This window comes from Candidatus Electrothrix sp. (genome assembly GCF_052785085.1).
In genome coordinates this window covers 1-19,159 of record NZ_JALAAI010000081.1, presented here as the reverse complement: position 1 = coordinate 19,159, position 19,159 = coordinate 1, and the positions used below count along the sequence as shown (strand labels likewise).

Sequence of the window (19,159 nt, the reverse complement as noted above, 5' to 3'; positions counted from 1 at the left end):
AAAACAAACAACCAGAGGGTAACCTAACTTTTCAAACATGTCTAAATTGAAGAGGCGGGATAGTTGCGCCCAAAATTTCTCATTGCGCTATTCTCATATTGAAAAAAGTTTAGGCTCTGAATTGCTGCCCTTTATCAAGGTGGTATTTCTACGGAGTCTGAATGGGATAAGAATGGTAGAAAGCTGAAGATGCTCCAGCAATATTGGTTTAATCGTTCTCTAGTTGAATATGCTGCATTAAAACTTGACGATACACCCTTTGGCACTCCTGAGAATGATGCAGGTAATCGCGAGGCATATATAAAAGCGAATCAGGTATATTTAAAACTATATGAAATATATGGTTTTAGTGATGATATTGAAGTAAATAAAGGGACACGAGTTGACCTTTTTAAAGTTCTTCATTCGCTTGCGCTGATGACTGCTTTTTTTAAAACCTGTTATATTGACCAATTTATAGATTATTACCATCAAACGACCGGTAATTGGCTCAACGCGCTCGGACAGCTCTTGATTGCTGGCATTGCAGAAGGTGAGAATCGTTTTCCACTGACTTGGGCAGAACCTGCTGAAAAAGCAGAACGTATTAAATCATGGACGGTTTCTGATACTCATCCTAAAGGCGATATTAAAGCAGCAGAAGCTATTCTGTCATTCTGGACTAATGACCTTTATTCGGTTGCAGTTCGTTTGAAAAAGCATCCGAGTATGCCTGTACCTGAATTTCATGAACGTCCGATTTTACAACTGGGCAGTTACGGATTCCAGCTTCCATGGTTAATGGCCCTCCAGAATAATGCAACAGCGGCTGTAAATAATTTACGTCGGATTGGCTGTCGCCGTATTGACCGCAATGATGAAACCCACCGCATTGAGCATCGATTAGGGGAGTTATTTAAGAGTAAAAGTTTCAACGTTGTTATAGGGTATAACCCGCCAAAATTACTTGACGCGGACCCAGGAGAGATGGATCTGATTTGTCATTTAGAACGACATATATTCCTTATAGAAGTTAAATCGACCTATATCAGGAAAACATTACAAGACGCCTGGATTTACTACACTACGACATTACGTAAAGCCGCCCGGCAACTCAGAAGGAAGCGTAAAGCACTCTTGTCGGCAATAGAAGAAGACGGAGAACTTCGTGCCAATCTTTGTATTTCAGGACAGGCGAAAGATATCGTACTCCATTCTTGGATTGTTGATACTTCGATTGAGTATGATCAAACTCTTATTGATGGATTTCTCAAAGTTTCTCTGGAAGGGTTAACGGTGATTTTACGAAATGAACGATATTTATTAAGAAATCTTCTACATGAAAATGACAATCATTCCAGAGATGATTTGTTCGAACATGGCTTTTCAGCAAAACATTTTGCTGAAATTGTAGAGGAGGGAAGCCTGTGGTTCGGTTTGGAGAGATAACCTCACCGACCAAATCGCCCAGCTCCTGAACGTGGAATTCCCGCCGCCTCTTGATCCCTCTACCATAAAATCCCTGCCCGGCTATGAGGCCGTTGCCGATTGAGGATGCGCTTTGCAGAATTTTGCCAGCCCTGCTAAACTTAAATAAGATTTGAGCAGATCAAGATGAAAAAGTCTGTCTATTTGGATACCACTATCCCCAGCTATTTATTCGATGATCGGGAACGCATCAGAATGTATATTGATGTAACCGGAAAATGGTGGAATGAAGAACGAAGCAACTTTGACCTGTGGATTTCAGAAGAAACCTTCAACGAGCTGTCTGAAGGCGATTATCCAAGAAAAAAGGAAATCCTGAGATGCGCAGTAGAGAACGCCCTTCTTCCTCCAAACAATGAAATCGAACAGATAGCGCAGGTCTATTAAGACAACTATCTGATGCCGCAGGTATTAAAAGGAGACGCGCTCCATCTGGCCTATGCTTCATATTACAAGATTGACTTCCTGCTGACGTGGAACTGCAAGCTTGTTGAATCATTACCGCAGGCGGATAAATTCCAGCTCATGCAGTCGTTGCTCACTTAGCTTGCTTGGGAGCAGGGGCTTTTTTTGCAAAATCAGAGCAAAGCAAAAAGCAGTCAGGGGAAGCGCATGGCGGCTGTTCTTCAACGGATGGCAGACAGACGAGCTTTGTCGCATATTGATGATCCGGCAGCTTGGCAGCGGGAAATTCGAAAAGACCGGCCATTGCCGGGCAGGGAGTAAGTTATGCTCCTGGACAGTACGATCATTTATTCCATCAAACCTGAATCTGATGCATTGCGTCAACTGATAGCGGAACATAATCCTTCGGTATCATGTTGATAAAACAAAAATCGCCTTTGAGCTAATCAACAACGGCAAATATTATTTTCTCTCCAGGCCACGCCGTTTCGGTAAGAGCCTTTTTCTCTCCACTTTACAGGCTATGTTCGAGGGACAGAAGGAACTGTTCCACGGCCTGTCCATCCATGATACCTGGGATTGGGGCACAGAGTTGTACGACAAGCTGATCCTGGATAATCTATAGGGCAGGGCGCAGTGTACTTGGTTGGTATTTTTTTTAGCAGTGCAAAGAAAAATATTGAGAGCGTTCCCCCCGGCCTGCGACCTAGACCAAATCTAAAAATAACAAGGAGATATAAATTTTTTACTTAGAAGGGTTTTCCTGGGAAAGGGGATGATTTGCGCTAAAAGCGGCGTGTGGGATTTTTGAAAACAGGATTTCTGAACAATTATTCGGTTAATGAAAGCCGAATGATGCAGCGCACTTTTTTTTCTAAAACCATTAGAGCCATCAGAAAGAAGAACAGCAAGAATAAACGAAAACGAACGATGTATACAGAAAGGGCAGAGGCAAATCAGCGTTAAAGTAAAAATTCCCTAATTTTAAAATGATACATATAATGTCGCATAATATATATTATGTTAAATTATTCTGTAAGAGCTTAAAATAGCATAATTTTCAGTTCTAGATATTTTTTACCTGGCAACACCTTCCCATTTTCCATTAATAAGCAGTTCATGCGGTTTAAAAGCTGTTTTGTACTGCATCCCCTGAACCTTATCAATCCAGTAACCAAGATACAGGTGGTTGATTTTGTGACGTTGGCAAAATTCTATAAGATAGAGAATATTCAGCGTTCCTGGACTGCGATCGCCTTGATCAGGATCAAAATAAAAATACACCGCATTGAGCCAGTTATCAGAACAGTCAACAATGGCCACTCCAAGCAATTGATCCGCAACCCGATAACGAATTTCAAAACACTTGGTCATTGAGGTAATAAAAAAACCACTGTAATAGCTTTCTGCATTGGCGCGCCCATCTGGAAAACGTTTTTTAAGAAACCGATCCAACAAGGCAAGATTTTCACCAGACATGGTCAACGGTGCCAAACCAACACTGATATCCTTATTTTTTGCCCATACCCGCTTTTGGTTACGATTTCTTGAAAAACGATATGGATGTAACCGGATAGGAATACATTTTTGGCAGCCTGCACAGCGCATGGAATACATACAATTTCCATTCCTTCGGTACCCGTTTCGAAAGAAAAACTCCATAGTTGTATCCGGTAAAGACCCAAAAAAGGCCTGATGATACACAGCGTGTTGAGGCATCCCATAAGGACACTCTGATGTTATATCAACAAAATATTGTTCGAGCGAATTGCGAAGGCTATCTTCATTTTGTTGGGTAAAATCGTCTACTGTCATTACTTCTGCAGCCACATTACCTAGTTATGAAAAAAAATCAGACCAGTCCCTGGTCAAGCATGGCATTCACTACCTTCACAAAACCGGCAATGTTAGCCCCTGCTAAATAGTTATTCGAGAGCCCATACTCTTCAGCAGCATCAATACAGGTTGTATGGATAGACTTCATGATTCTACGAAGATGGTTATCTACCTCTTGTTCCGACCAGGCAAGCCGCATAGAGTTTTGCGACATCTCCAATCCAGACACTGCAACTCCGCCAGCATTTGCTGCTTTTCCAGGACCATAAAGAATGTTGTTGTGAAGAAACATATCAATGGCATCAGGAGTACAAGGCATATTAGCCCCTTCACAGACAAGACCAACCCCATTATTCAGGAGATGCTGGGCATCGTGCTTGTTAATTTCATTTTGGGTTGCACAGGGCATGGCGCAGTCAGCCTGATGGTTCCAAAGCGGATTATAATCAAGCTCAGGGTTAACTTCGGTGTATGTGGCATTTGGGTATTTTTCACAATATTCATGAATCCGGACCCGTCGGATATTTTTCAGCTGCATAACATGCTGAAGTTTCTCTTCATCAATGCCCTCTTCATCATAAATATAACCAGATGAATCAGATAAGGTCAGCACCTGACCACCCAGTTGGAGGACCTTTTCTGCGGTGTATTGGGCCACATTTCCAGAGCCAGAAACCAGGCATTTTTTTCCTTCCAGAGACTCGTTATTCTTTGCCAGCATTTCTGCGGTAAAATAGACCATACCATAGCCAGTGGCCTGTGGTCGGATAAGGCTTCCCCCCCAATCTAATCCTTTTCCTGTAATAACTCCTGTAAATTCATTACGTATTTTTTTATACATCCCAAAAAGATATCCTATCTCCCTGGCTCCCACTCCAATATCTCCGGCAGGAACATCAGTATCTGGGCCGATATGACGGGATAATTCCGTCATAAAAGCTTGGCAAAAACGCATAACCTCTGCATCTGAGCGTCCCTTGGGATCAAAATCTGCTCCGCCCTTCCCTCCTCCCATTTGTAAGGTGGTCAGGCTGTTTTTAAATACCTGTTCAAAGGCAAGAAACTTGATAATGGACAGGGTAACTGAGGGGTGAAAACGCAGACCGCCTTTATAGGGCCCAATGGCCGAATTCATCTCAACCCGGAATCCCCGGTTCACCTGCACCCTGCCCTGGTCATCCATCCAGGGAACCCGAAAAATAATGGCTCGTTCCGGTTCAGTGATACGTTCAATAATTGCCTGGCTACGGTACTCTGGATTGCGATCTAACACCGGCTGGACTGTTTCAAGCAGCTCAGAAACAGCCTGGAGAAATTCTTTTTGGTCAGGGTCACGCTGAATAATATGCGCAGGGATATTTTTCATGAATCAAATTGTTTCGTGTGGTTATATACAAAGGCACGGCCTGACTCTCTGGAGTCAGGCCGTATTTTCATACCTTGTGTTGCAAGCATCATAGGGCGAACACAGAGGTTCGCCCCTACGACAATGAATTCCTTATCACTCTGTTGTTGCCATGTTTACCTGGAATTCAATACCGCGTTCTGTTACATCCATGTTCATCTGCATCTGCATATTCACGTCTTTCATTGCCTCAAAAACAGCCTGGGTTTCCGGCTTTTGGGCATCAGGAATATCCAGGCTGGTTAAACTATCTCCAATTAGACTGTAATACTTGCCATAATCAACATTTGTTGCAAGCAGGCCCTTGGAAGCCTCTAAAGACTCTGAACCCAAGGCCTGAGATAAGGCCTGAGATTGTTCACCAACATATACAGTCAGGTGAGAGCCGTTTATTGCCGCCATCACTGGAAACGGAAGCGGCACAGGTAAGGGCAGCTGAACCGGGGTGCCATCAGCAGGGATTTGTAACTCGGCAAGTGGTGGGAAAAAAGTACCAATCATCTGCACAAAGTTTGTTGGATTTTTCACTGCCAGACTGATCAAGGCATCAACGGTCTTTGGCATAGGAGGAGCATCAGCTTGTTCTGCGTTTTCTAGCTCCAGAGACATCAGCGAAAGGGCAAGTCCTTGTACACCAGGAGCCATCCCTGTCATCATGGCAAGGGCAGCTGGCTGCTGAGATTTTACATCTTCTTGCATTTCTTTGAGAAAAGAACAGCTATACTGCTTCTGGGTAATGGCTGTCCACCGCTCAGTAAGGAAAGGAGCGATTTTTTCTATATTCAGACCAAGGCCAAAAGCAGCAATCGGTGCTTGAGCAGGATTTTTTACATATTGAGGAACAAAGCCACGAAGAGATTGCAGGCCATCCAAGAGTGCTTTGTCTTTATTTTCAACAACAATAAGCGAATTAATCCGGGATGGGGGTGCGGCCAGTTCTAATGCTGTGTATCCGAAAACCGTTTGCGGCCAGTTCTTGCCCATAGCCACTACATCATTACGACAACCCTCGGTTTGTAATTCATCCAGCAAGGGTGTGGTTCCCTGTATTTGCGGTGTAAGGCTCTGCATCATCTTTGCAACACTGTTGCCTTCTTTGGTGATCAGACCGGTAATGAGTTGCTGATGGTCAAGATAACCAACCCAGGCAGGGTGCAGTTTGTACTGCTTTATTAAGGCCTCAACCCGCCCTGTTTCAGCAAGTGCTTTTTCAGGCTTTTGTTGGCCCAGGGCAATGGCCAGAGTCTGTTCGCTATCAACGCCAATATCCAACATAAATACAGCATGCTTACGCTCATTATCCACACCAATGATAAGATCCACTGATGGATGCTTTTCATTTTTTTCAGTTAATGCATAACGGCGGTAGCTGGCCTTGCCCAGGGTTTCATGTGTGCTGGTAACTTCGGCTTTTGCCTCCAGTGCATCAACTTTTTTCTGAAAAGCCTGAACATCCTTTAAACTGATACGCAGTAAAACTGGAGCCAGTCCAACAGTATAGGTGGCGAGCAAGGGTTTTTCCTGGATGCCCCATTTTTCCATTTCTGTCTCTGGAGAGACCATCATTGCATAATAATCAAGCCAAAGCTGGACAGCCATACGTTGCCCAGGAATTTTTACATCCTGCTGAAGAGGATAAAGAGTGTCCGGGTCAAGTTCTTTGATAAAAGCAAAATTATCAGCACTCCATTGAAGTGTTTCAGTGAGTGGAAAGGGTTGCAAGCCACCAGAGAAAAAAATGGTATCTGCTGGCACCACATCAAGCATGGTTACGGGTTTTGGGGCCTCCTGTTTTAGCGGCGGCACCTCTTCCTTCTCTTTCTTATCACAGGCAAAGAGGAAGAAGGATGCCAGAAGACAAAACAAGGCTTTTTTCTTTGTCGATTTCATTGTGCTCCTTTCGGTTATGGGCGACAGGTAATATATGATTACCGTAGCCGCTCCGTTGGCAGAACAGGCATTAAAACTTCATCCCATCTGGCTATCAGCTTAGGCGGGACAGCCTGCAAAATGAGTAAATGAGTGCCTTACTAAGGCGAGTCAGATATGTCGAGGGTTGCTCCGCTCACCCGCAACAAACTACGGGCTTTTTATTTTCGTGAATAAGAATACCCATATTTTGTATGTCAAAATACCTGTATTTTGAAAGGCAAAACCTATGCTGTTTTTCAGACGGTCAAGGCAGGGGCTGCCGGATACCGCCGGGGCACCCCTATATGTTGTCACTCCCTGTCTGGCGGATACAAGAGTCCGCCCTTTGTATCCTGAAAGTTATTCGCTACTTTCATTCTGCTTGAGGAACGGCTCAACTCATATTTTATCGGGTTGCGGGCGATCAGCCCGCGTTAGCGGATATTTTTTTATAATTTGAACCAAGACCTCTTTCTGGCAATTTTACTACACCCAACCATACTAAGTATGGTTCGTAATTTCCATTTGGATTGCTTATCCAAAGAGAAGCAAAAATTAATGAAAATATCAAACAGCTGATTTCTAGTATTAAAATCGCAATATTTAGCATTGCTTAAAGTTTAAGCACCCCTTTTTTTTCAGAGCACCTGGCAGCTCTGGGGAAGAAACCCCAAAGTTCCGTTTGAGCTGTCCATTACAGCCTCCATGCCAATGGGCAAGGCTACATTACCCTGTTGATGACCAATAGGCAACCCGCCCCAGATGGGATACTCAGTTCCCTGAGTGAGTTCCAGAACACGTTTCCAGGCCTGTTCATTCAAACGGAGAATTTCCAAACGATCATAATGACCAGGGTCAAAAACACCAAGGAGAAGCCCGGCAAGCTTATCCAATACCCCGCAACAGGCAAGATGCGTCAACATACGATCCAGTTTATAGAGTGGTTCGCCTGTATCTTCAAGAAAAAGGATTTTACCGGTTAAATCAGGCTGCCAGGGCGTACCCATCATATGGGTAAGGGTGGTCAGGTTGCCACCAGCAAGCCTCCCCTGCCCTCTTTCTCCTGGAACTGAACGGAGAATTTCCAGATCCCTGGTCGGTGCCAGCGGCTGAAATCTATTACTCAGAGCCTCTTTAAAACGTTGGAGAGAGATTGCGTCAGCATTTGCCAGGGTAGTCACCATAGGCCCATGCAGGGTGACCAAGCCGGTTGCAGCAGAAATGCCATTGAGCACCACTGTCAGGTCACTGAAACCAATCAGCCATTTAGGTTTAGAGCGAAGAAGATCAGGCTCCAGCATTCTGATAATGCGCAGGCAGCCATATCCTCCCCTGGCTGCTATCAGGGCCTTGACTGTCTCGTCGTTCCAGAGATGATGAAAATTTCGGACACGTTGTTCATCATTTGCAGCAAGATAGTCAGGGCCACTGTTGTCAGGATGATAATGGCGGACACGGAGATTCAGCCCCCGCAGTATTTGCAGGCCGCTTTCCAGACGTGCCTGGTCGCGCACCGGACCAGCAGGATAGATAACACCGATACTGTCTCCTGGATAAAGCCGAGGAGGAAGGAGAGGAAGAGGCATAACGTTACGACTTTTTAGGTTCGGACAGGCTCAGTGGTGCTTTTTTCTCTCTGTCCTTCGTTTTGCGAGAAACGCTTGAGTAAGAGCTGGATAAGATAAAAACCAAATTCAGGATTTTGATAATACAGCTGTTTGATTTGGGTGTCCGTCATAGAGAGCAATTCAACCTCACTGCCGCACCGTAAGGTGGCCAGACGAAATTGCTCACTGGCAAAAACCCCCATTTCTCCAAAGAGTTCTCCAGGCTGAATAATAATATCAAGTTCATCCACTGTCAGAATGCCTGATTTGAGGAGATATATTTTTTCCGCTTTATCGCCGCGCCGAAAAACAATATCGTTTTTTTCGAATGTTTCTTTATGCATGTGAGGAATCATAAACTCAAAGGACATATCATCTTCAGATGCTGAACGGACTTGTTTGACCAGCTTGAGCATTTGAATCAACCGAAAAAAATTCATCGGCAGCAGGACGGTATGAAGAACAACCAAGGGCATGACTTTAGGCTCTGAATTGACTGCAAAGAGAATAAAAGCCACATTACTTGCCATGCCAATGATTCGCAACGGGATCATGTTCTTCATGTAAAAAGTTGAGAACATTAAAAATGCTGCGAGAAATCCTAAGAGTTGGAGGCAATCCAGTTGGATAAAATCCATAATGACAAGTAAGTCAGAATTGAAGCAGGCAATAAAAAATATAAAGCATTGCTGCAATGAGGTAGTATCAGAAAGCTCTCAGGAGATTACCTCACGAGATTATAACTCCTGATCCCACCACGGTATCCTCTTGATACATGACTGCAAATTGGCCTGGCGTCACAGCCCGTTGCGGCTCTTGAAAACAAACCTGCCAGGTTCCGTTTTTCCCAGGATGTACCTCTGCAACCGCGGCCTGGTGTCGGGAACGAAGCTGCACCTTGCCATGCCAAGGTACTGGTACATCCAGCTGCCATTGCATATCAGAAAGGCTGAGTTCTGTTTGAAACAGCGCGTCATTTTTTCCAATAATAACTTGGTTCTTTTGTGCATCCAGCCCAACCACATACCAAGGCGTTGCATCAGGTATTCCCAGACCTCTGCGCTGGCCTACTGTATATTTCCAAATCCCCTCATGCGTTCCCAGGATTTTACCGTCTGTTGTCACAATATCTCCTTGTACTTCCTGGAGTCCTTGCTCATTAAGAAAGGATGCCAGATCCTGTTGGGCAAGGAAGCAGACATCCTGGCTCTCATCGCCATTAAATTGGCTAAAACCCAAGGACCTTGCCTGGAGATAAATATCTTGTTTCCGGCGATCAGCCAGAGGAAAAAGGCTGTGCCGGAGCTGCTCAGGAGTAAGACGGCAAAGAAAATATGATTGATCTTTTTTGGGATCCTTACCACGTCGGAGAAGAACAGTGTTTTTTCGCTGCTCTCGCCCTACATAATGACCGCTTGCTGTTTTTTCCATGCCTTGGGCATGCATAGCCTGGGTCAGCAGGCCAAATTTAATGATCCGGTTACAGATCACACAGGGATTAGGAGTCCGGCCTTGGCGATATGCAGCACAAAAATAAGCAATAACCTTTTGGATAAAGTCCTTCTCCATTGCCACCAAATGGAACGGAATCCCAAGCTGATCAGTAACCGCCTGAACCTTATCAATCTGCTCATCAATGCCAGGCAGGGGCAATTTCATAAAAAAACCATGAACAGCAAACCCCTGTTCCAGCAAGGTTGCAGCAGCAACCGTGGAGTCAACACCGCCACTCATGGCAACACCAACAGAAATGGGAGTGTTCTTTTCAGTTTTTCCAGATTGTTCAGGCATAGTTATATTCACTGCCTTGAGTTAAGTATCCCCTTGGGTTAAGCATTCCGTCCGTATTCATCGTCAAAGCGGACAATATCGTCTTCCCCAAGATAGCTTCCGATCTGGATTTCAATAAGCTCCAAAGGGATCACACCAGGGTTTTCCAGACGATGGGTGGTTCCCAAAGGGATATAGGTTGACTCGTCTTCCCGCAGCAGGATCTCCTGTTCACCGTTTTCTACACGGGCAGTTCCCCGGACAACAACCCAATGCTCGTGGCGATGATGATGCATCTGCGAGGAAAGCCGGGCACCTGGGCTTACAGTGATCCGTTTTATTTGAAAACGATCATGGATCTCCAGGGTGGTGTAACTGCCCCAGGGCCGATACACTGTTCGATGGCTATGAAACTCGGTCCGTTTTTGTTTTTTGATTTTATTGACTATCTTCTTTACATCCTGAGACCGATCCATAGGAGCGACCAAGACCGCATCAGAGGTTTCCACCACAAGGGTGTCTCGTAAACCGATTGCAGCCACCAAGGTATCTTCAGAGCGGATAAGGCAATTTTTAACATCTTCAAGGAGCACATCACCACTGACCACATTACCGCCCTGGTCTTTTTCAGTGACTTCCCAAAGGGCCCGCCAGGAACCAATATCATTCCAGCCAAAATCAGCCTCAACCACCACTGCTTTGTCTGTTTTTTCCATCAGAGCATAATCCACTGAATCAGCCGGGCTTTGCTGCATAGAATCAGGATCAAAGCGGAAAAAGACTCCATCAGGAGTCCCTTTTTTCACAGCTTCTTGCATACAGGAGACAATATCAGGGGTGTATGTCTGTAGTTCAGCAAGGAGCAGCTCTGTTGGAAAGGCAAACATGCCACTGTTCCAGAAATAATTCTTGTCTGCAAGATACTGCTCTGCTGTTGGCAAGTCAGGTTTTTCCACAAAGGATTGAACAGCATGCTCTGCACCTCTGCGGATATAGCCGTATCCGGTTTCCGGGCGATCCGGCACAATACCAAAGGTGGCAAGTCTGCCTTGTTTGGCAAGTTCTTTTGCCTGCTGTACAGTCTTGATAAAATCATCTGGCCGGGCAATAAGATGATCTGCCGGCAAAACCAGTAACAGGATATCATCCCCTCCCTGTTGGTTCTGTTGTTGGGCAAACAGGGCTGCACCACAGACTGCCGGGGCAGTGTCTTTGCCAAGGGGCTCAAGAAGGAGCTGGTAGTTCTGAAAAAGGTTCAGTTCTTCAACCTGGGAACGGGTTAGAAAACGGTGCTCTTCGCCCACAACAATAAGCGGCGGCAAGGCATCCGGGATAAGGCTGACCCGAATCAGGGTTGTTTGCAAAAGAGAATGTTCGCCAATCAGACTGAGGAGTTGTTTAGGGTACAGCTCCCGGGAAAAAGGCCAGAGACGGGTACCAGTGCCACCAGCAAGGATAACAGGTTGAATGCGCATATTTTTTGATATGTATTTTTTAAGAATTACCCCAGGATCAGGGCGAGCAGCTCCTCAGTTTTTTCCTGTAAGAGTTTTGTATCAGCACGGGTCTCTACATTGAGACGAAGGACTGGCTCGGTATTGGATTTCCGGAGGTTAAAACGAAAGTCCGGGTAAGCAACAGAAAGGCCATCAGTATAATCTTTTTCACCGTCACTGTACAGTTTTTCTACGCGCTTAATCGTCGCATCAGGATCAGCAACTGTGGAGTTTATCTCCCCGCTCACCGGATAGGCTTGCATCTGTTCATCAATCAGCGCAGAAAGAGAAGTGCCCTGCTCGCAGATCAGTTGGACAACCAGCAGCCAAGGAAGCATACCTGAATCACAATAACCAAAGTCCTGAAAATAATGATGGGCCGACATTTCCCCACCGTAGATTGCCTGCTCTTTGCGCATTGCCTCTTTAATAAAGGCATGTCCGGTCTTGGTCATAACTGCCTTGCCACCTGCGGCCTGAACAATCTCCTGGGTATTCCATATCAACCTGGGGTCGTGGAGGATGGTTGCCCCAGGATGACGTTTCAGTATTGCAGCAGCTAACAGGCCAACAATATAATACCCTTCAATAAACCGACCGGTTTCATCAAAAAGGAAGCAACGATCAGCATCTCCGTCCCAGGCAATCCCCAGGTCTGCCCCATGTTCTTGCACAGCCTGGGCCGTTTCTTCCCGATTTTCCTGCAAGAGAGGATTAGGCACCCCTTGGGGAAAACTGCCGTCTGGTTCATGGTTAAGCTGAATAAAAGTAAAGGGAAGGTGCTGTTCTAAAAGATTAATCACAGGTCCTGCACAGCCGTTGCCTGCGTTACTAACAATGGTAAGCGGCTGTAAGGTTTCCTTCTTGAGTGAGGAAAGGAGGTGCGAAATATAGAGGTGTTTATTAGGCATTTTACTATGCTTGCCAATATGATCTGGCTGTTGCGGCAGGGCACTCTGATACCATTCATCAGAACCAGCTTTTTCAGCCACCTCCAGCAGGCCGGAGTCCGCAGATATGGGGCGGGCACCTTTACCAATAAATTTCATACCATTATAATCAGCAGGGTTATGACTGGCTGTTATCATTATCCCGCCATCAACCCCATTACCCTCTCCCTCAAAGACAGCAAAATAGATTTCTTCAGTGCAGCACAGCCCTATATCAATAACATCAATTCCAGCCCTCGTCAGTATCTGACAGAGGTATTCGCTGATTTCCGGGCTGGATAGCCGAATATCATGCCCTATAACGACCTTGCCAGCATCAATTTGTCGGCAAAAGGCCAGTCCGATACGGGCGGCAATATCATTATTCAGCTCATCCGGCACACGTCCCCGGACATCATAGGCTGTAAAACATTTGAGTGATTCCGACATAACTGACCTCTAAAAAATGAAAAAATTTTAACAAACAAATTTTGATCAACAACAATAAATACGTTATACTCAAGCGTTACATTTGAGCAATAAGGAAAATAATAAGTAGGTAATTCATATCATACAATTAGCCCCTGATGCAAGGAACAAGTGCTTTTCAGGTGGATTTGAAGATAATTTGGAGAAAAAATGAAAGGTATTATTCTTGCAGGTGGTTCTGGAACCCGGCTTTATCCGTTAACCAAAGTGATGAGTAAGCAGCTGATCCCTGTCTATGATAAACCGATGATCTATTATCCGCTTTCTGTGCTTATGCTGGCAGGAATCCGCGATATTTTGATTATTTCCACGCCAAGCGATTTGCCAAGATTTATTGAGTTGTTTGGAGCTGGAGAGCAGCTTGGATTGAATATTTCCTATGCTGAACAGCCCCGTCCGGAAGGACTGGCACAAGCCTTTCTCATTGGCAAAGACTTTATTGCCAATGACCCGGTTGCCCTTGTGTTAGGCGATAATATCTTTTTTGGCCAAGGTTTTGCCGGGATTGTACAGCGATGCAGCAAATTGACAGATGGCGGCACTATTTTTGGCTATTTAGTCAAAGACCCAGAGCGCTATGGCGTTGTTGAATTTGATAAAGACAGAAAGGTGAGAGGCATTGAGGAAAAACCAGAAAAACCCAAATCCCGTTACGCAGTGCCTGGTTTATATTTTTATGATAACTCAGTGGTTAATATTGCCGCCTCCATCAAACCTTCGCCACGGGGAGAACTGGAGATTACAGATGTTAACTCCTGCTATCTTGAACAGGAAAAATTGACTGTGGAACTGCTGGGCCGCGGTTTTTGCTGGCTGGATACCGGAACCCATGAATCCTTGCAGCAGGCATCCAGTTATGTCCAGGCTGTGCAGGATCGTCAGGGACTGAAGATTGCCTGTATTGAAGAAATTGCCTATCGCCAGGGCTATATTACTGCTGAACAGGTTACAGAACTTGCAGACTCTATGTTGAAAAATCAATATGGTCAATATTTGATATCAATCCTGGAAGAGAGAAAAATTCCAGGGGCAAAAAATGGGCTGGTTATATAAATAAAATATAGTATACCCAGGGTGTTACCCTGGGCTATTATATATTGCCCTTTCAGGGCATTGATTCCTGGTGGTGAGCATCCGGGAACCTGAGCAAGTGACATAAAAAAAAGCCCCAACGGGGCTATATCTGACCAGCTCAGGGTAACACCCTGAGTGTTTTTAACGAAAAATCATGAATATCTTAATAGCAGGTGCAGGCGGTCAGCTGGGACAGGATTGTCTCAAGATTATAGGTGAAAAAAATACTGTCCACGGCCGAACCTCGGGACAGCTTGATATTACCGACCAAGCACAGGTTGAGCGTGAAATACAAACCTTGCAACCAGATGTGCTGGTCAATTGTGCTGCCTATACAGCGGTAGATGCCTGTGAAGATGACCAGGAAGCCTGCTGGGCTGTTAATGCTCAAGGGCCGGGCTATTTGGCTGAGGTCTGTGCTGCAAAAGGTGTGCGACTTATCCATATCTCAACAGATTATGTTTTTGCAGGAGACAAACCGATTCCCCAAGCCTATACAGAGCTGGATTCAGTTGCCCCATTATCTGCCTATGGAAAAAGCAAGTTAGCTGGAGAACAAGCAATCCGGGACAAGATGGATAATTTTTTTATCCTGCGCACTTCCTGGCTTTATGGGATAGGCGGTAATAATTTTCTCAAGACAATGTTGCGGTTGGCAATGGCTGATTCAGAACGAACCATCCGGGTGGTGAATGACCAATACGGTTCTTTAACCTGGACCATGACTTTGGCCCGTCAGATTGATCTGCTCCTCGCTTCAGATCTCACTGGTATTGCTCATGCTACTGCTGAGGGTTCCAGTACCTGGTATGAAGGGGCTAAATATTTTTTGCAATCTCTGGGAATCCCATTTTCTCTTGAACCTTGCACTACAAAAGAATACCCTACCCCGGCCCACCGGCCAGCAAATTCCATCCTGGAAAACAGCGTCCTCAAAACGCAAGACCTGAATCTCATGCAGACATGGCAACAGGATATTGATGCCTTTATTGAGCAGTATCGGGATACCTTGCTTGCACCGTACTGAAGGAAAAAATCCCACCTCATCTGAGATGGGATAAACAATGCGACAACAGTACTCCCTTTATTTTTTTGGGAGAGAAGCACCTTCTTTTGGCCCATAGGCCGCACTTAATGCCTGCAATCCTCCTTTGAGGATGTAGACATTATCAAAGCCAATATGACGCAGGGCTGTTCCGGCAACCGTGGCGCGAGCACCGGACTTACAGATCATCACCACCATCTTATCAGTGGGAAGACGTTTCAGGTTTTCCTCTGTAAAAAGCTCGTTAATTGGAATAGCCATGCTGCCCGGCATGGTCATACCTATCATTGCAGCTTCTCCAGAGGTCCGTACATCAACAGCTACGTATTCTTTTCCTGCCTGAAGATTTTTGATAAATCCACTGGGCTTGATAAAATGGAGTTCTTTTCCTACCGTCTTACCCTCTGCCGGGGCAAACAGCTTGGCATAGCTTTCAGCCATTTTTGCATCATATGACCATGCAGCAGAAGCAACACTCAGACATACTCCGATGGCGGCAGCCATTATCCCTATCTTCTTCATTGGGTTATCCCTCCAATTGCTCCGATATAAAAAAACCGAAAAACTGCGGAGCCTGCTGTTTCCCGGAAAATAGATTTGACATTTCATTACATGAATAAACGAAATTGACAAGTTTTTTTTGCAGTTCCTGGATTCAGATTTACCATCTGTCACTTTCGTCATAGGTATCACGTTAAAATCGTTATACGTATAACGGCAAGTTCATTATTAGTATAACGACAGATTCGTTATACGTATCATGGCAAGTTCGTTATACCTATAACGACCAAATCGTATCAGGTATCACGGCAGAAATACCTGAGTCTGCTAAGGCCAACTCGCCTGCAACGCCCGTTGCACAGCCTGAAGGTCTTTCCAGGTGGCCTGTTTCATTTCTGGATGCTGCAAGAGTAACCGGGGATGGTACGTAGGCATAATTTTGCCTATTGCGCCAGTCGAATACTTATAGGTATGAAAACGGCCCCGGAGACGCGCCAAGGGAGCCTTGGTCTTGAGTACAGATCGACACGCAGCATCGCCCATGGCGCAGATCAATTTTGGACGAATAATCTGGAGTTCTCGTTCCAGATGGGAAAAGCATGCCTGTTCCTGTGCAGAACCGGACTGAACAGGAGCAGTTTGAGGACATTTTATTGCATTGGTGACATAGACCGATTTTTGCCCAAGGCCAATGGCCTGCATCATCCTCCAGAGCATGGCATCTTCCTCTTTACCCCAGAGCAGGCCCTGTTCCCAGGAGTTTCCGATAAAATAATCTCCCACCACCATTAAACGAGGCGTTGGACTCCCCTGCCCTGGAATAATTCTGGGTTCAGCATCTGAAGTACAGCAACGGCACTGAACAAGTTCCTGGTTCAACATCTGAAGCTGCTGTTGAACAGATGTCGTTTCGGGCTTTGCCGGGCTTTGCTTATACTTCTGGTCAGAATAGGGACGAGCAACCTGGGGCTTGTTTTTGGGAAAAGAGTTGGAGTGCCCTGCCCTGCCCTGTTGACTGGATGAAGAGACTGGCTGCTGTTTCCGCACCCTTTTCTGTACTTGAGTGAGAAATTGCCGGAGTTCCGGGAGAGCCGGGTACGCAACAAGGCCCATTTCCTGGTGAAAAGCAAGGAAATGGCGCACCTGCCTGGTCAGCAATGCTAATGATCCCGGATCAACCTGTTCTTTTTTTTTCTGGGCTGACAAAACATACTCCAGTGCTTATATCTTTTTTGTACATAATTGATCCCACCCCTCGAGCCTGGGTGGGACAATACATCATGAAAGTTGATTGGGCGACTCCAAAGAACCACCCTAGCCTTTGGATAGTAACGTCTCTTTCATCACGTTCCTGGAACAACGTGTTACGAATAATAATTTTGGAGCAATATTATGCCTATCTATGAGTATGTATGCAAAAAATGCACAAAGCAGTTTGAGGTACTCAAAACCTCATCCAATGACAATGAACCCGTGCAATGTCCGGACTGCGAAAGCTCAGATGAAGTACACAAGACAATCTCTTCAGGGATATTTCGGATGAGTTCCGCCAGTGCTTCGATTCCTTGCGGCCCTGCTGGCGGTTGTCCGTCCAACTCGGGCTTCTCCTGAGCATAGAATAACGAGAGCCCGTGCGGCTTTCTGTACCTTTAACTCTGGGCGGACACAACGATCCGCCCCTACGAGCTTTTTTGCTCAAGATACGCACGCAAAAGCTTTTCTTCCTGTTCAAGGAGGTTGAAAAATGATTGAACCAAATGAATATTCTCCTCCTTGGCAGCAGTCTCCAGACGGTAGGCCGCCTCCCGAAGCCGCTCCGCAGAGGCATTGGCACACATGCCTTTAATCTTATGGGCACTCTGCAAAATTTCCTGTACATCATCGCTGTCTATGGCAGCCTGTAATTCCGTAAAATCATCAGAAAGATACTCAGGAAAGGCGTCTATAAATTCGTCAATGCCTTCTTCACCGCCCATACGCTCCACAAGATCAACCCGGTTGAAAATAGGCAGATGGTCCAGGGAAAGATCCGGTGAATGTTCCTGTTCCGCTTGCCCGTCTTCCTCTTGCCGAATTTTTCCTTGTGATTCCTGCTCTGCTCCCTGCTGTTCCTCTGCCTGACATTTCTGTGTTTTTTTCATTCGTTCCTGACAGAGTTGCTGTTGCAGCACAGTGAAAAGATGCTCCCGATTGACCGGTTTGGGGATATAATCGTTCATGCCAGCGGCAAAACATTTCTCCCGGTCTTCTTTAGTGGCATCGGCGGTCATGGCGATAATCGGTACATCTGAGCGCAGCACATCGGAGTCAGGATTGCGGATATGTCGTGTTGCTTCATAGCCGTCCATCTCCGGCATCTGAATATCCATAAGCACCAGATCATACTCTTTTGTCTGGAGCATCTCAAGGGCCTGGACTCCATTCTCTGCCACATCCGCCTCCAGATCAATTTTTTTGAGAATGGACAGAGCCACGTATTGATTCACTTTATTGTCTTCCACCAAGAGCAGGTTTGGTGTCTCAGTTGAAAATTTATGAAAACCTGTTTGTTCTTTTCGAGTGATAAAGGAATCTTTGGATGCTTTCTCCATCAAGACCGTACACCAAAAAATACTCCCCTTCCCTTCTTGACTCGTAACCCCGACGGAGCCTCCCATAACTTCGCTTAATCTTTTGCAGATAGCAAGTCCCAGCCCTGTGCCACCGTATTTTCGCGATGTCGAGGTGTCTGCCTGGGAAAAGGACTGAAAAAGTCGATCCATTCTTTCTTCAGGAATGCCAATACCGGTATCCTGCACAGATATTCTGAGTTCAAGGTTCTTGTCCTCTTGCTCGGCAGTGCTAACATGCACAGTAATGCCGCCGCGCTCTGTAAACTTTATGGCATTGTTAAGAAAATTCAATAAAATTTGCTGAACCCGAACCGGGTCACCCAGAAGGTAAGGATGAATATCCGTATTGATTTCCAGGTTAAGATACAACCCCTTGTCCTGAGTTCTGATACGCATGGGTCTGATAACTGCTTCCAGCAACTCCTCAAGATGAAAAACTATCTGCTCCAGTTCGAGCTTGCCTGCCTCAATTTTTGAGAAATCAACAGCAATTCAGAGCCTAAACTTTTTTCAATATGAGAATAGCGCAATGAGAAATTTTGGGCGCAACTATCCCGCCTCTTCAATTTAGACATGTTTGAAAAGTTAGGTTACCCTCTGGTTGTTTGTTTT

General features: G+C 45.5%; 18 protein-coding genes. 7 read left to right on the top strand and 11 right to left on the bottom strand.

All coding sequences use genetic code 11. The features are described from left to right. Positions 1-189: 189 nt before the first annotated feature. The 4 genes from L2082_RS12995 (at position 190) to L2082_RS12980 (ending at position 2,497) form a co-directional block, all read left to right on the top strand. Complete coding sequence (locus L2082_RS12995) at positions 190-1,428, top strand: hypothetical protein (protein WP_446011831.1); 1,239 nt, start codon at positions 190-192, stop codon at positions 1,426-1,428. A 165-nt stretch (positions 1,429-1,593) separates the two neighbouring features. Continuing rightward, the gene (locus tag L2082_RS12990; protein WP_446010705.1) at positions 1,594-1,854 is read left to right on the top strand and encodes a hypothetical protein; all 261 of its coding nucleotides are present in this window, start codon (positions 1,594-1,596) and stop codon (positions 1,852-1,854) included. A 12-nt stretch (positions 1,855-1,866) separates the two neighbouring features. Next, positions 1,867-2,013 carry a hypothetical protein gene (locus L2082_RS12985; RefSeq protein ID WP_446011830.1) on the top strand — a complete coding sequence of 49 codons (147 nt, stop codon included), beginning with the start codon at positions 1,867-1,869 and terminating at the stop codon, positions 2,011-2,013. Positions 2,014-2,269: 256 nt separating this feature from the next. Beyond that, the gene (locus L2082_RS12980; RefSeq protein WP_446010706.1) at positions 2,270-2,497 is read left to right on the top strand and encodes an AAA family ATPase; all 228 of its coding nucleotides are present in this window, start codon (positions 2,270-2,272) and stop codon (positions 2,495-2,497) included. Positions 2,498-2,949: 452 nt separating this feature from the next. Here the strand turns inward: L2082_RS12980 and L2082_RS12975 are convergent, their stop codons facing one another. The 8 genes from L2082_RS12975 to L2082_RS12940 all read right to left on the bottom strand — a co-directional run bounded on the left by L2082_RS12975 (position 2,950) and on the right by L2082_RS12940 (position 13,276). Further along, entirely contained in the window at positions 2,950-3,687 is a 738-nt protein-coding gene (locus L2082_RS12975; RefSeq protein WP_446010703.1) for an arginyltransferase, read from the bottom strand. 37 nt (positions 3,688-3,724) lie between these two features. Next, entirely contained in the window at positions 3,725-5,074 is a 1,350-nt protein-coding gene (gdhA, locus tag L2082_RS12970) for an NADP-specific glutamate dehydrogenase (RefSeq protein WP_446010702.1), read from the bottom strand. A gap of 135 nt (positions 5,075-5,209) precedes the next feature. Next, positions 5,210-7,003 carry a hypothetical protein gene (locus tag L2082_RS12965; protein WP_446011829.1) on the bottom strand — a complete coding sequence of 598 codons (1,794 nt, stop codon included), beginning with the start codon at positions 7,001-7,003 and terminating at the stop codon, positions 5,210-5,212. A gap of 659 nt (positions 7,004-7,662) precedes the next feature. Beyond that, complete coding sequence (locus L2082_RS12960) at positions 7,663-8,610, bottom strand: S66 peptidase family protein (RefSeq protein WP_446009339.1); 948 nt, start codon at positions 8,608-8,610, stop codon at positions 7,663-7,665. A 14-nt stretch (positions 8,611-8,624) separates the two neighbouring features. Next, positions 8,625-9,194, bottom strand: coding sequence for a Crp/Fnr family transcriptional regulator (locus L2082_RS12955; protein ID WP_446011828.1), 570 nt, complete (start codon positions 9,192-9,194; stop codon positions 8,625-8,627). Between the two features lie 166 nt (positions 9,195-9,360). Beyond that, positions 9,361-10,422, bottom strand: coding sequence for a tRNA 2-thiouridine(34) synthase MnmA (gene mnmA / locus L2082_RS12950; RefSeq protein ID WP_446009337.1), 1,062 nt, complete (start codon positions 10,420-10,422; stop codon positions 9,361-9,363). A 38-nt stretch (positions 10,423-10,460) separates the two neighbouring features. Next, on the bottom strand, positions 10,461-11,876 hold the full coding sequence (locus L2082_RS12945; RefSeq protein ID WP_446009336.1) for a mannose-1-phosphate guanylyltransferase/mannose-6-phosphate isomerase: 1,416 nt from the start codon (positions 11,874-11,876) through the stop codon (positions 10,461-10,463). A 26-nt stretch (positions 11,877-11,902) separates the two neighbouring features. Beyond that, a complete protein-coding gene (locus L2082_RS12940) occupies positions 11,903-13,276 on the bottom strand; it encodes a phosphomannomutase (protein ID WP_446011827.1) in 1,374 nt (457 codons plus the stop codon). A gap of 189 nt (positions 13,277-13,465) precedes the next feature. Here L2082_RS12940 and rfbA point away from each other — a divergent pair, with 189 nt between their 5' ends. Both rfbA and rfbD read left to right on the top strand, forming a co-directional pair. Continuing rightward, on the top strand, positions 13,466-14,368 hold the full coding sequence (gene rfbA, locus L2082_RS12935; protein ID WP_446009334.1) for a glucose-1-phosphate thymidylyltransferase RfbA: 903 nt from the start codon (positions 13,466-13,468) through the stop codon (positions 14,366-14,368). A 175-nt stretch (positions 14,369-14,543) separates the two neighbouring features. Continuing rightward, positions 14,544-15,416 carry a dTDP-4-dehydrorhamnose reductase gene (gene rfbD / locus L2082_RS12930; protein ID WP_446009333.1) on the top strand — a complete coding sequence of 291 codons (873 nt, stop codon included), beginning with the start codon at positions 14,544-14,546 and terminating at the stop codon, positions 15,414-15,416. Between the two features lie 57 nt (positions 15,417-15,473). On the opposite strand, the gene L2082_RS12925 is transcribed toward rfbD, so the two are convergent. Both L2082_RS12925 and L2082_RS12920 read right to left on the bottom strand, forming a co-directional pair. Further along, the gene (locus tag L2082_RS12925; protein WP_446009332.1) at positions 15,474-15,956 is read right to left on the bottom strand and encodes a rhodanese-like domain-containing protein; all 483 of its coding nucleotides are present in this window, start codon (positions 15,954-15,956) and stop codon (positions 15,474-15,476) included. A 306-nt stretch (positions 15,957-16,262) separates the two neighbouring features. After that, positions 16,263-17,141 carry a uracil-DNA glycosylase gene (locus L2082_RS12920; protein WP_446009331.1) on the bottom strand — a complete coding sequence of 293 codons (879 nt, stop codon included), beginning with the start codon at positions 17,139-17,141 and terminating at the stop codon, positions 16,263-16,265. A gap of 186 nt (positions 17,142-17,327) precedes the next feature. Here L2082_RS12920 and L2082_RS12915 point away from each other — a divergent pair, with 186 nt between their 5' ends. After that, complete coding sequence (locus L2082_RS12915) at positions 17,328-17,546, top strand: FmdB family zinc ribbon protein (RefSeq protein WP_446009330.1); 219 nt, start codon at positions 17,328-17,330, stop codon at positions 17,544-17,546. Between the two features lie 68 nt (positions 17,547-17,614). On the opposite strand, the gene L2082_RS12910 is transcribed toward L2082_RS12915, so the two are convergent. Beyond that, a complete protein-coding gene (locus tag L2082_RS12910) occupies positions 17,615-18,943 on the bottom strand; it encodes an ATP-binding protein (protein WP_446011826.1) in 1,329 nt (442 codons plus the stop codon). Between the last annotated feature and the right edge of the window lie 216 nt (positions 18,944-19,159).

Excerpts from the sequence above, each read along its gene's own strand:
- L2082_RS12995 (WP_446011831.1), top strand. The coding sequence starts at position 190 with ATGCTCCAGCAATATTGGTTTAATCGTTCTCTAGTTGAATATGCTGCA.
- L2082_RS12990 (WP_446010705.1), top strand. The coding sequence starts at position 1,594 with ATGAAAAAGTCTGTCTATTTGGATACCACTATCCCCAGCTATTTATTC.
- L2082_RS12985 (WP_446011830.1), top strand. The coding sequence starts at position 1,867 with ATGCCGCAGGTATTAAAAGGAGACGCGCTCCATCTGGCCTATGCTTCA.
- L2082_RS12975 (WP_446010703.1), bottom strand. The coding sequence starts at position 3,687 with ATGACAGTAGACGATTTTACCCAACAAAATGAAGATAGCCTTCGCAAT.
- gdhA (WP_446010702.1), bottom strand. The coding sequence starts at position 5,074 with ATGAAAAATATCCCTGCGCATATTATTCAGCGTGACCCTGACCAAAAA.
- L2082_RS12965 (WP_446011829.1), bottom strand. The coding sequence starts at position 7,003 with ATGAAATCGACAAAGAAAAAAGCCTTGTTTTGTCTTCTGGCATCCTTC.
- L2082_RS12960 (WP_446009339.1), bottom strand. The coding sequence starts at position 8,610 with ATGCCTCTTCCTCTCCTTCCTCCTCGGCTTTATCCAGGAGACAGTATC.
- L2082_RS12955 (WP_446011828.1), bottom strand. The coding sequence starts at position 9,194 with ATGAAGAACATGATCCCGTTGCGAATCATTGGCATGGCAAGTAATGTG.
- mnmA (WP_446009337.1), bottom strand. The coding sequence starts at position 10,422 with ATGCCTGAACAATCTGGAAAAACTGAAAAGAACACTCCCATTTCTGTT.
- L2082_RS12945 (WP_446009336.1), bottom strand. The coding sequence starts at position 11,876 with ATGCGCATTCAACCTGTTATCCTTGCTGGTGGCACTGGTACCCGTCTC.
- L2082_RS12940 (WP_446011827.1), bottom strand. The coding sequence starts at position 13,276 with ATGTCGGAATCACTCAAATGTTTTACAGCCTATGATGTCCGGGGACGT.
- rfbA (WP_446009334.1), top strand. The coding sequence starts at position 13,466 with ATGAAAGGTATTATTCTTGCAGGTGGTTCTGGAACCCGGCTTTATCCG.
- rfbD (WP_446009333.1), top strand. The coding sequence starts at position 14,544 with ATGAATATCTTAATAGCAGGTGCAGGCGGTCAGCTGGGACAGGATTGT.
- L2082_RS12925 (WP_446009332.1), bottom strand. The coding sequence starts at position 15,956 with ATGAAGAAGATAGGGATAATGGCTGCCGCCATCGGAGTATGTCTGAGT.
- L2082_RS12915 (WP_446009330.1), top strand. The coding sequence starts at position 17,328 with ATGCCTATCTATGAGTATGTATGCAAAAAATGCACAAAGCAGTTTGAG.
- L2082_RS12910 (WP_446011826.1), bottom strand. The coding sequence starts at position 18,943 with ATGCGTATCAGAACTCAGGACAAGGGGTTGTATCTTAACCTGGAAATC.